Below are 12,711 nucleotides of genomic sequence, written 5' to 3'. Positions count from 1 at the left end.
TTGTTTTAGCTTCTTTCTGCTTTTATTTTATAATTTATACAAGCTAATTAAAATGTACAATTCATAGTTTCTTTGTACTATAGCGACTTTTTTTGAAATGCTTTTCATTTTTTTTAAATCATTAATGCTCAATTCTTGCATTTATGATTTTTTGTTTTAAAATAATATTAGAGAATTCATTTTAAGGAGAAAAAACATGGACTTGCTTGCATTAGATACAAATATAGTTCCAAAAGTGCGTCTATTAGGCAGGGTGAATTATAACTTACCTTGGAAACATTTTACTCGTACTATTGATGAATACATACTGTATTTCATTAAAAGCGGTGAGCTTTATATAAGAGAAGGAAATAATGACTATGTCTTAAAGAAGGGTGATGCTTTTCTTCTAGAGCCAAATATTGAACACTCTGGCTATAAAGAGGCTACCTGCCATTATTACTATATTCATTTTAAGCATAATGGTATTTCCAAGATAATTGATAAAACCTATACGGAAATTTCCAGTGACCTAATAGACAAAAGAAAACTTTCCCTCACAAGCGATATATACTCTGAAGCACTTCCCACAAGTTCCATCTATTATTTACCTAAGCATTATCACTATGAAAATAGCAGTGAATTATTATCTATTCTTTCAGAAGCAGAATATGATTTTTATCAAAGATATGAGAATTACAAAACAATTACTTCATTAAGATTTCTTGAACTATTAATAAAAATATGCAGGAACTATACAACTACTAAAATAGAAAAATCTGAAGCTCAATTTTCAAAGTCCTTTATTAAAGCAAGAGATATAGTAAATTTCATTAGCAGCAGCTATAGCAAAAAAATAACTACTTCAGAAATTGAAGAAAGATTTGAATCTAATTACGACTATTTGAATAGAGTATTTCATAAAATGACTGGCTATACTATAATAAATTATTTAAATCTAGTTAGAATTAATAAAGCAAAAGAATTAATTAGTAATTCTACCCTGAAATTTACTGAAATTGCATATCTAGTGGGTATAGAGGATCCTTATTACTTTAGCAAGTTATTTAAAAAATTTACAGGAATGAGTCCTAGCAAGTATGCAAAGGAATGTTATGATACCATAAAGCTTAAATAATAGAGAGCAGAGAACTATCAGTTCCCTGCCCTTTGCATATCATTATTTGTGTTCTCCTTATTATTCGAGAATTTCTCTTCAATTTCCTTTAATATTCCCTTTTGCATATACATTGCTAAGTATGCATAAATACTACAAATAAATAAAATCAGTATTATTGGAATTATGGTAACAAGTATAGCTATCAGCACTAATAATATCCAATTTAATATGGTTACATGAATTTTTTTAATCGAATATATAAATGCTAACTTAACCACATCTATCTTTCTTAAATAAAAACGGGATATAAAAGTAAAAATGTAAAAGGCCTGTGATACAATAATAAGAGCCATTACATAAAATAATATATTAAATATCTGTGATGTCTTTATTACAGTTATATCAATATATATGGCAGAAAGAATAAACACTAATATAGTCCAAAAGAATAAGCCTTCTAAAAAATTTGTCTTGTAAGCTTTAAAAAAGTCCTTAGTTACATCTATGTCTTTCTCTCTTATTAGCTTGCCCATTACGCTGAAAAGTGCAGCTAATGCCGGTCCAATAGGCAGTGAACAAATTATAGAAAGCAAACTTATTCCTGAGGCACCGGTCTGTGCAGAAACTAAACTTATGAAAATAAATGGTATATTAACTAATAGAAAATAAATATTTGCTGCAAAAAACCACCATACATAGTTTCCTATAGTAAATATAATTCCATCCCCAAACTCTTTTCTTTCAGCCATGTAAAATACACTCCTATAAAAAATTAGATACCTTTTATATTCTATAATATATTTAATTTTCCTTTAAAAAACAAAAAGAAGTTATCAAAACCTTATGATAACTTCTTTAATAAAGATATGACAATTAATTTAACCCCACAAAGGTGATTTTTGTTCTTCTCTATTTTCTGGTATAAGCTCTCTTAAGAACTTGCTAACTACGTTTTCTACAAAGCTTACTGCGGTTTCAGGAGTTACCCCGAAAAATGCTAAAATATCAAAAATCCAATATAGATCTTTTCTTAATGCTGCTGCTATATCCGAAACTTTCTTCTCAATAGGTCCAAAGAACTTTTCATGATTTTTATTAATGTAGTCTCCTATGACTAGTATTAAATAATGCATTAATTCTTTTGCAATTGGCATATTTTCAACAAGCTTTATATCCTTGCTTATATCTAAAAAAACTGTTTTTGCCGTATCTTCAATTTCATTTCTGCTTCTATAATTTCTTCCTCCATAAATAGGGTACTTTACTAAATAATCCTCTGTTGTCTCATAATCTTTATAGTCACTGCTACCGTATTCATTGTAGAAATCCTCATCATAAAATCTGTCATAATCATATGGACTTGGCTGGCAATATGGACAATAGTAGGGTAAGTAATTTCTGTCATATTCATTTAACCAATAATTACTTCGCATAATTTACCTCCAAAATAATTTCACTAATACCATAATATGAATTATTCTGCAAAAGGATATTACTGTAAAATAATTTTTATTAAATGTTTTAATTACCTTTAGCTCCTACTTTTATAACTCCATTAACAGGAGAATAATAATCGTTTGAAATAACTTCAGAGGAAACCAACTTCCCATCATCATAGGTACTTCTTATTACTTTAACTTTAAAGCCTGTATAAGAATTTTGAACGACCTTATTGCTGCCTATGGCTAAATTTGAGTCATTTACTAAGGTTGTACTGGAATTAATAGTTTCATATATATCATTTTTTAATAAGTATTTTTTCTTTGATGCCTCAGAATTTGAAAGCAGATTAACCTTTAAAACTCCATCCTTTGCGCTCATATCAATTAGAAGTGGATATTCCAATGTATTTTTAAACTTAAAATCTATGTTATTCCAATCAACCGTGGCATCCATCCCAAGTTTTACATAAGCTGAGGGTAAGGTATGATGGGTTCTTTCTGTGGCATTCATACCTGCCAATAAAACTGCATTATATAAAGTTGATGAAACTTGACATATTCCACCGCCAAAGCCTGATTCCACCTTATTATCAACTATAACAGGAGCCTCTAGAAAGCCTCTTTCTTTTGTTCTTTCTCCTACTGTATCATTAAAGCTGAAGGTTTCTCCAGGCATTAAGATTTTCCCATTAATAAAGCTGGCTGCTAATTTAATATTATTTGACCGTTGATATGAGGATTCAGCATAGTATGTGCTAAAGGACGATATTATGCTATTTATATTTGTTAAATGATCAGATGTTAAAGCTGGCATTACCTCTGCAGTTGGAATTTTTATACTAGAGTCTTCATTAGTGTTATTAAGTAAGGAGTCTTTTATATTATTTTCAAGCTCTGCTGTTTTAACCTTAATGCCATCTTTTCCTTCATAGTAAGTAATTTTTGTATCAGTAGGATCTATAATAATACTGGCATTAATAGGATCTTTGTTAATTTCCTTTTCAATGGTCTTCAGTAAATTATTTAATTCAGTTTTATTATAGGTAACATCAACTTTATACTCTTTTTGAACCCCGTTTTTAATTAAGTAATGTTTTTTTAAAGGGTCCATACTCTTTGTAAAGTCCAGAGCCTCTGTAACTGCCGCATCAATATTAAATTTATCAATTATTTTTGAGTTTTCTATTTCAAAGGTTTTATCCTTGGTCTTTAAAATACTCTTTTCTCTAAGAACTGATTCCGAAAGCTTAGCTTGAACTATATTTAGACATTCCTCTTTAGATTTTCCGCCTACATCTATACCCTCAATTTTAATTCCTGGATATAGAAGCATGTCCCATTTTTTATTCTCTTCATATAACTTATAGCCATATCCAGCTAAAATTCCAGTACTGCTTAGTATAAATTCAAGCAATATTATATTAACGACTTTTCTTATATTAATATTCTTTTCATCCATAGTTTACCCCTCTAGAATAGCGATTAATCGCCATTTCTAAAAAAGTCTATAATACTGTTAATCTTTTGTGCCTCATATTTAATTGCATGATTTTGTTCTTCTAGCATATTTGTTCTAATACTTATCTGCTCTTTATGTTTATCTATAAGCTCTGAGAGTTTCTTAATTTCTGCATGTAAGTTTGATATATCTCCTTCAATAGTAGAATAAAAATCCTCAGAAAATTGCTTAAGAACATTTATTCTTTTTTCTCCGTCTGACATTAGTTTATTCAAGTCGGTGTTAGAAGCACTAATTATATTCATAACTGTTTTCTTTTTAATTTCATATGGCAGGTTTTCAGGAAGTGCATTTATAAAATTTCCAAGCATAAAAATTGTATTTATATTGCTATTTTCTAAATTGTATATTGAATAAATTTCATTAATTGTCATGTTTCTTTCATGTTTTTTCTTTTGTGCCACAGCGTTATTATTTTCAAGCTCCTTAATTTCTAACTGATACTCAGATGCTTTCTCAGTCTCCTTTTCATTTATGCTTTCATTGTTGTTTTCTTGTGCTTCGCTTTTTTTAACAGCTTCAGCATCATCCTTTTCAACTAAATTTAGCTTTTCAAATACAGACATCATCATAGACATTATATTTCCCCCTATAGCCTTTATAGAATTTTAAAAAGTATACCTGCTCCCAAAACACATCCCACTGAAAATATAAGAAGATAAATTAAAGTCAAATTAAACTTGTAGGTTAATTTATACTTTCTTTTATTTAAATAGGACTTAAATAATTTAATGATAAATTTACAAATTAACATATTAGCAATAAAAAAAACTATTAAAAATAAGAGCATTAGTAAATAGAACATATTAATCACATCCAATTAATATATTGTTTAATTTAGTAAAAATTTACAAATTACAATTTTATAATACAATATATATATCGGCAAATTATCTTAAATATTGAGTCTTTTCGTTAAAAAAAGCAGCTAATAAATTATATGCTCCTTCTTATGATAAACAGTATTTATTATTTTAACTGCTTATCATAATGGAAGCATATAAATTAGCTGCCATAAAGTTACTTATTTTTCTTTAGTTTCTATCTCTTTAACAATTCTATCAATAAATTGCTGCAAATCTACAGCACCTTCATCGTCATTCTTACGACTTCTAACTGATACTGTATTTTCTGCTGCTTCTTTTTCTCCAACGATAAGCATATATGGAACTCTTTCCATTCTCGCTTCTCTTATTTTATAACCAATTTTTTCAGCTCTGTAGTCTGGTTCAACTCTAACACCCTTTAGCTTAAGAGCCTTATCTACCTTTTCTACATAGTCATGATACTTCTCTGAGATTGGAAGTACCTTAACCTGAACTGGTGCAAGCCAAGTTGGAAAGGCTCCTGCATATTTTTCAATTAGCATTGCTAAAGTTCTTTCATAGCAGCCAATTGAAGTTCTATGAATAACATATGGATACTTCTTTTCACCGTCCTTATCCACATAAGTCATTTCAAACCTGTGGGCAAGTGAGAAATCTATCTGTACAGTAATTATTGTGTCTTCTTTTCCATGAACGTTTTTAAATTGAAGGTCTAGTTTTGGACCATAGAAGGCTGCTTCACCAATAGCTTCCTCATAATCTAAGCCTAAATCATCAAGTATTTTCTTCATTTCAACCTGTGTTGCTTCCCATGCAATTGGATCATCAATATATTTTTCTTTATTATTTGGATCCCACTTGCTGAATCTATAGGTGATTTCTTCCTTGATTCCCAAAGTATCAAGCATAAAGTTAATTAAATCAACAACACCTTTAAATTCATCTTCAAGCTGATCAGGTCTGACAATTAAATGACCTTCTGAAATAGTAAACTGTCTAACCCTTATAAGTCCGTGCATTTCTCCAGAGGACTCATTTCTAAATAGAGTAGAAGTTTCACCATATCTAAGTGGTAAATCTCTGTAGCTTCTTTGTCTTGAGTTATAAATTTGGAATTGGAATGGGCAAGTCATTGGTCTTAGTGCCATTACTTCTTCATCTTTTTCCTCATCGCCTAGTACAAACATTCCATCTTTGTAGTGATCCCAATGTCCTGAAACTTTATATAAATCACTCTTAGCCATGAATGGAGTTTTAGTTAAAAGGTATCCTCTTCTTTCCTCTTCATCCTCAACAAATCTTTGCAAGAGCTGAACTACCTTTGCTCCCTTTGGCATTAAAAGAGGAAGTCCCTGGCCTATAATATCTACAGTAGTAAATAATTCCAATTCTCTTCCAAGCTTATTATGGTCTCTCTTTTTAGCATCTTCTACCTTTGCTAAATGTTCTTCTAATTCATTCTTCTTTGTGAAGGCAGTTCCATATATACGGGTAAGCATTTTATTCTTTTCGCTGCCTCTCCAATATGCACCAGCAACTTGAGTTAATTTAAAGGCCTTAACATATTTTGTATTCATTAAATGTGGACCTGCACAAAGGTCTACAAATTCTCCCATTTTATAAAAGGAAATAATTGAATCCTTCGGTAAGTCATTTATGAGCTCTACCTTATAGCTTTCCCCTTTCTCTTCCATAAGCTTAAGTGCTTCCTCTCTTGGGAGTTCAAAACGCTCAATGTCAAGCTCTTCCTTAACAATCTTTTTCATTTCCTCTTCTAATCTTTCTAAATCTTCAGCTGAAAAGGAACCTTCCTTATCAAAATCATAATAGAAGCCATCATCTATAGCAGGTCCTATTGCAAGCTTTGTTCCAGGAAATAGCCTTGTTACAGCTTGTGCTAATATATGAGTAGTTGTATGTCTAAATGCCTTTTTCCCATCTTCATCATTAAAAGTTAATATGTTAACTTCTGAATCCTCATTAAGTTTAAAACGTAAATCTACAGTTTTCCCGTTTACGCTTCCTGCTGTAGCTACTCTTGCAAGGCCCTCACTTAAATCCTTTGCAACTTCAAAAACTGTTATGCCAGCTTCATATTCCTTTACTGAGCCATCCTTTAATTTAATTTTTATCATTTATATTTCTCCTTTCTCAATATAATTTTTATTATTAACAAAATTTGATAAAATAAAAACTCCCGTCCCAAATTCAAAAGAAAATGGGACGAGAGTGTAAGTTCTCCCGCGGTTCCACCCAAATTGTTTATTAGAATTTCAATTTCTTAAGTTAACTGATATAATGTGAAATTGCAATTCTATAATATAAACCACTTGCTAAATTATAACGCATTACCGGACTCTATTAAAGTCACTCTGAGGTGGTCTTCAGCAATCTTCCTTTAAGGATACTTTCAGCTAATATATCCTCTCTCTGTAAATTCAAAAAGCTTACTCTTCTCATCATAGTTTTACATATTTTATAAAAAATATTATACCATTATAAGAATTAATGTCAATAAACTTTAATTTTATTATTAATATTTTATTAACTCTATATCTAAAGTTGTAGCTTTTGGTTTATAATTTGTAGTATGATATAATTTTAAAACTAATACTATAATGTAATTATTGTTTTAAAAGTTAAGATAAAAATTCTTTAAAATAACAAATTAAGGTAATCACTGCTTAACATTGTAGGAGGATGAAATGTTCGATAATAAAAAATTTAAGTACGCTACCTATTATATACTTGGAGCGGCAATTTTATTAATGTTTGCAAACTACATACTAGGTAGTATGCAGACACAGTCCATAAAATATAATGATTTTTTAAAGATGCTTACAGATAAAAAAGTTGAAGAGGTTCAGGTGTCTGCGGACAAACTTGTAATAATACCAAAACCTGATTCAGGTGAAAATAAAAAGATACTTTATACTGGTAATATGAATGACCCTCAATTAGTAGATAAATTAAATGCTGCAGGAGTAATATTTGGCGCCTCAGTTCCTGATAATAACCCTATGAAGAACCTTTTGTTCAACTGGATTCTTCCAATAGTTTTATTTACCTTTATAGGAAGGCTCCTTTTTGGAAGACTGGATAAAAAAATGGGCAGTGGAGTTATGTCCTTTGGCAAAAACACTGCAAAGCTTTATGCAGAAAATGAAACAGGCAAAACCTTTGCAGATGTGGCAGGTCAAGAAGAGGCAAAAGAATCTCTTGTAGAAATCGTAGATTTTCTTCACAACCCTCAAAAATATTCCGAAATTGGTGCAAAGCTTCCTAAAGGTGCACTATTAGTTGGCCCTCCTGGAACAGGTAAAACACTTCTTGCTAAAGCTGTAGCTGGAGAAGCCAAAGTACCCTTCTTTTCAATGTCTGGCTCTGAATTTGTTGAGATGTTTGTTGGCATGGGTGCTTCAAGAGTGCGAGATCTCTTTAAACAGGCTGAAGAAAAGGCTCCATGTATAGTTTTTATTGATGAGATAGATGCTATAGGTAAAAGCAGAGATGGAAACCTAGGCGGTAATGATGAAAGAGAGCAAACCTTAAATCAGCTTCTTGCTGAAATGGATGGATTTGATTCCTCTAAAGGTGTTGTAATACTTGCAGCCACTAATAGACCAGAAATCTTAGATAAAGCTCTTTTAAGACCAGGCAGATTTGATAGAAGAGTTATTGTGGATAGACCAGATTTAAAAGGAAGAGAAGCTATAATTAAAGTACATTTAAAAGCTGTAAAGTCCTCTCCTGATTTAGATACTATGTCTGTTGCAAAGGCAACTCCTGGTGCAGTAGGAGCAGATCTTGCAAATATAGTTAATGAAGCTGCACTTAGAGCTGTAAAGCATTCAAGAAAGGAAATTGCTCAAGAGGATTTAGAAGAATCCATTGAAGTTATAATAGCTGGTAAAGAGAAAAAGGATAGAATTCTTTCTGCAAAGGAGAAAAAGACTGTTGCCTTCCACGAAGTTGGCCACGCATTAGTCGCAGCTCTTCTAAAGGGTACAGATCCAGTGCATAAAATCACAATAGTTCCTAGAACCATGGGTGCTCTTGGATACACTATGCAGCTACCTGAGGAAGAAAAATACCTTTTAACAAAGGAAGAACTCTTTAATGAAATTGCAATTTTATTAGGTGGAAGAGCTGCTGAAGAAGTAGAATTTAACTCGATTTCAACAGGTGCCTCAAATGATATTGAAAAAGCTACCCAAACTGCAAGAAGTATGGTAAGTATGTACGGAATGACAGATCGCTTTGACATGATGGGCTTAGAGTCTCAGTCAAACAGATACTTAGATGGTAGACCAGTTAAGAATTGCAGTGAAGAAACTGCTTCAATTATTGATGAAGAAACTTTAAAAATAATTAAAGAAGCTCATGAAAAAGCAATAAACGTACTTAAGGAAAATAGAGAGCTTATGACTAAAATATCAGAAAGGCTTCTAGATAAAGAAACCTTAATGGGCGACGAGTTTATGGAAATGGTAAAAGAAAGTAATGTAGTTAGGGAAGGCGATATTATTGGAGAATAATGATTTTACACTAGAAAAAGAACTTGAACTTCAAAAGGAGTTACAGTTTAACCTAGAAAGTACAAAGCTTTCTGAAGTTATAGAGTTAATTAATAAAGAAATATTAGTCTACATCAATAAAAGAAAAAATGTTGCTAATTATATTGAAGATTACAGAAAAAAAACAATTGAAGAATATCGAGATGATGAAGATAAACTTATTGAATACTTTGATCACGAAAGATATGTTAAAGAGGAGTCCTTTAAAAATATTGATTCCAGATTAAAGGAACTTAATATATTATCTGTTTCTCCCTATTTTGGAAGAATAGATTATAATGAAGCTGATGAAGATGATAAGGAAATAATTTATGTAGGCAGATTTGGTATGACTCCTGAAGGAGAATATGAACCTGTAATAGTTGATTGGAGAGCCCCTGTTTCGGCTCTTTTCTACGCTAATAGGCTTGGGGAGAATTCCTACAATGCCCCAGCAGGCAAAATAACAGTGGACATTAAACTTAAGAGACAATTTGTTATTAAGAAATCTAAACTGGTAGGCCTTTTTGACTCTGCTTTAGATGTTAAAGATGACATACTACAGTTAGTATTAAGCTCCAATACCTCTGCAAAATTAAGGGATATTATAATGACTATTCAAGAGGAGCAGGATCAGCTGATTAGACAGCCTAAGGATAAAACCATTGTGGTAGACGGAGTTGCAGGAAGCGGAAAAACTACTATTGCTCTTCATAGGATTTCATATTTACTTTATAATCACAGAGATACACTGCAAGACAAGGTTCTTATACTTGGTCCTAACAGTATTTTCATGGAGTATATTGGCACAGTGCTTCCAAGTCTAGGTGAAGTAGGAGTAAAACAAACAACCTTTAGAAATTTTGCTATGAAAATTTTAGATACTCCTGCTGTAATGGATTTTAAAACCTACATGGAAAAGATCCTAATAGGAGATAAGGAATTTATTGCTGATGTACGCAAAAAGACATCTTTAGATTACTTAAATACGCTTAATGAGTTTACTAATAAGCTTGATTTAAGCTTATATAGTTATAAAGATGTAAATTACTTTGATAAAACCGCAGTTGATATAAAGGAAATTGATAAGCTGTTTAATTTTCATTATAAATCCATGCCTCTTTTCAGGCGTTCTAAAAAAATAAAAAGAATTATTTTTACAAAGCTTAAAGAGCTAAGAGACGAAAAAGTAAGAACTATTAAGCGTGAATATAAGGAAAAGATCAGAAGTATGTCAAAGGCTGAACTTGAGCTATTTGAAACCTCTCTTAATATGGCTAGAATAAATAATATCAGAGATGCAGTTAGTGAAGTTATGAGGGCTAAAAAGGAAATGAGCTGGCTTAATAACCCTTCCTGCATAGAGCTCTATAATGAAATAAATGACAATAAAGAGCTTACACAAGATGATTTAGCTCCAATTTTATATCTTAAATTAAAACTAGAAGGTTTAGCATTAAAAGAAGAAATAAAACATGTAGTTATAGATGAGGCACAAGACTATAGCCCTATTCAGTTCTTAGTTATTAAAGAGCTTACAAGGTGCAGCTCTCTAACTATTGTAGGTGACAGTAATCAAAGGCTTATACCACTTGATGGAACTACTCCAATGCTTAGCCTTCATAAGATTCTACCATCTCTTAATATTGAATACTTTAACTTATTTAAGAGTTACAGATCAACTAAAGAGATAATGGAATATGCTAATGAATTTATAGACGATAACAGAATAGTTCCTTTAGTAAGAAGTGGTGAGAAAGTAATAGAAAAAAACTTTAATAATGAAGATACCTTAGTTGAAGATATTGATAAAGCCCTCCAAACTCTTAAAGCTAAAGAATATGAAAATATTGCTGTCCTCTGCAGAGATATGGAGGAAACCGAGAAAATAGGAAAAAGTCTTAAATCAAAGGATTACATTAAACTCTTAGATGAAGAAGATTTAATATATAATGGCGGTACTGTTGTTATCCCCTCCTACTTTGCAAAGGGTCTAGAGTTTGATGCCGTTATTCTAATTCATGGCAAGGAAAAATTAAGTGACAGCAAACTTAATTACGTAATGGCAACTAGAGCATTACATGAATTAGTAGTATATAAAATATAAATATTAAAATAATAAGGTTAAAGCAAATATTTTTACATTTTGCCTTAACCTTTTTTAATGTGGTACGGGGACGTCTGAGAAACGTCCTTGCCACGTCCATGCAACATTTTTTATATTTCATGTATATTATTAATATACAAATTATGCTATAATTTTATTATTTACTACATATTTAAAAGTGAGGAAAAACCCATGGGAAAACATAGCAGAAAATATGTATTATCCGCAATTATTTTTCTTGTAATCCTTTTAATAAGTTCATTAAGTTTTTACTCTATTAAACATTCCTCTGATAAAGCAAAGGCTCAGGCAGCGGCACAAGCTGTGAAGGAAAAAGAAGCTGAGAATCAAAGAAAGCTTTACGAAGCTAAGAAGACTGAAGAAGCTAAGAAGGCAGAAGATGAGAAGCTTCAAGCAGAAAAAATAAAAATTGAGGAAGCTATTAAAGGCGAAGGTAAGTCAAGGGATATCCCTGTTTTAATGTATCATTCCATAGCTTATGAAAAGGGAAATGAACTTCGAATACCAAAGGAAAAATTTAGGCTTCAAATGAAGTATCTTAAGGATAATGGCTTTACAACTCTAACCCTTAATGAATTATACGATCATCTAGTTTATGGCAGCGAGCTCCCTAAGAAACCCATTGTTATTACCTTAGATGATGGTTATGTTGATAATTATACAAATGCCCTTCCTGTACTGAAAGAATTTAATCTTAAGGCAACAGTATTTATGATTACCTCATGTATTGACACCGATAATAGATACTTAACAAGCAACCAGCTTCAGGAAATGGATAAGTCAGGTATGGAAATTGAGTCTCATACAGTATCTCATCCTGAATTAAACAAACTATCCTACGATGTTCAATTGAGTCAACTTAAAGATTCAAAAACTACTCTTGAAAAGGTTCTCGGAAGAGAGGTTCCATACATAGCTTACCCCTATGGTAAATTTAATACGGACACTCTAAAGATAGTTGAAAATTTGGGCTATAAAATGGGATTTTCAACAATAACAGGAACTGCAAGCAAAGCTAATGGCTTATTTAAGCTTCATAGGCTGTATGTCAGCAATAAATACGATATGAATAATTTTATAAAATTAGTTAATATCAGTGCCGCCACTAACTTTAAAAGTTAAGGGACGGCACTTAGCTTT

General features: G+C 31.4%; 9 protein-coding genes. 4 read left to right on the top strand and 5 right to left on the bottom strand.

Going from position 1 to position 12,711, the window contains the following annotated elements:
- Positions 1-196: 196 nt before the first annotated feature.
- The gene (locus ACJDUH_RS01360; RefSeq protein ID WP_406763357.1) at positions 197-1,117 is read left to right on the top strand and encodes an AraC family transcriptional regulator; all 921 of its coding nucleotides are present in this window, start codon (positions 197-199) and stop codon (positions 1,115-1,117) included.
- A gap of 17 nt (positions 1,118-1,134) precedes the next feature.
- On the opposite strand, the gene ACJDUH_RS01355 is transcribed toward ACJDUH_RS01360, so the two are convergent.
- The 5 genes from ACJDUH_RS01355 to thrS form a co-directional block, all read right to left on the bottom strand.
- The gene (locus ACJDUH_RS01355; RefSeq protein WP_406763356.1) at positions 1,135-1,848 is read right to left on the bottom strand and encodes a YesL family protein; all 714 of its coding nucleotides are present in this window, start codon (positions 1,846-1,848) and stop codon (positions 1,135-1,137) included.
- A gap of 129 nt (positions 1,849-1,977) precedes the next feature.
- On the bottom strand, positions 1,978-2,532 hold the full coding sequence (locus tag ACJDUH_RS01350; RefSeq protein WP_406763355.1) for a hypothetical protein: 555 nt from the start codon (positions 2,530-2,532) through the stop codon (positions 1,978-1,980).
- 88 nt (positions 2,533-2,620) lie between these two features.
- On the bottom strand, positions 2,621-4,000 hold the full coding sequence (locus tag ACJDUH_RS01345; RefSeq protein ID WP_406763354.1) for a VanW family protein: 1,380 nt from the start codon (positions 3,998-4,000) through the stop codon (positions 2,621-2,623).
- Between the two features lie 23 nt (positions 4,001-4,023).
- Positions 4,024-4,638: a hypothetical protein gene (locus ACJDUH_RS01340; RefSeq protein WP_406763353.1), complete on the bottom strand. Its 615-nt coding sequence runs from the start codon at positions 4,636-4,638 to the stop codon at positions 4,024-4,026.
- Positions 4,639-5,084: 446 nt separating this feature from the next.
- Positions 5,085-7,022 carry a threonine--tRNA ligase gene (thrS, locus tag ACJDUH_RS01335; RefSeq protein WP_406763352.1) on the bottom strand — a complete coding sequence of 646 codons (1,938 nt, stop codon included), beginning with the start codon at positions 7,020-7,022 and terminating at the stop codon, positions 5,085-5,087.
- 570 nt (positions 7,023-7,592) lie between these two features.
- On the opposite strand from thrS, the gene ftsH reads away from it, so the two are divergent.
- The 3 genes from ftsH to ACJDUH_RS01320 all read left to right on the top strand — a co-directional run bounded on the left by ftsH (position 7,593) and on the right by ACJDUH_RS01320 (position 12,693).
- Positions 7,593-9,425, top strand: a complete 1,833-nt coding sequence (gene ftsH / locus ACJDUH_RS01330) for an ATP-dependent zinc metalloprotease FtsH (protein WP_406763351.1) — start codon at positions 7,593-7,595, stop codon at positions 9,423-9,425.
- Entirely contained in the window at positions 9,415-11,550 is a 2,136-nt protein-coding gene (locus ACJDUH_RS01325; RefSeq protein WP_406763350.1) for a HelD family protein, read from the top strand. The genes ftsH and ACJDUH_RS01325 overlap by 11 nt, the downstream gene beginning before the upstream one ends.
- A 192-nt stretch (positions 11,551-11,742) precedes the next feature.
- On the top strand, positions 11,743-12,693 hold the full coding sequence (locus ACJDUH_RS01320; protein ID WP_406763349.1) for a polysaccharide deacetylase family protein: 951 nt from the start codon (positions 11,743-11,745) through the stop codon (positions 12,691-12,693).
- The last annotated feature ends 18 nt before the right edge of the window (positions 12,694-12,711 follow it).

Source organism: Candidatus Clostridium radicumherbarum (assembly GCF_045310525.1).
In the GTDB taxonomy this organism is placed as follows: domain Bacteria; phylum Bacillota; class Clostridia; order Clostridiales; family Clostridiaceae; genus Clostridium_AT; species Clostridium_AT radicumherbarum.
This window is presented reverse-complemented; position numbering and strand designations above follow the sequence as displayed.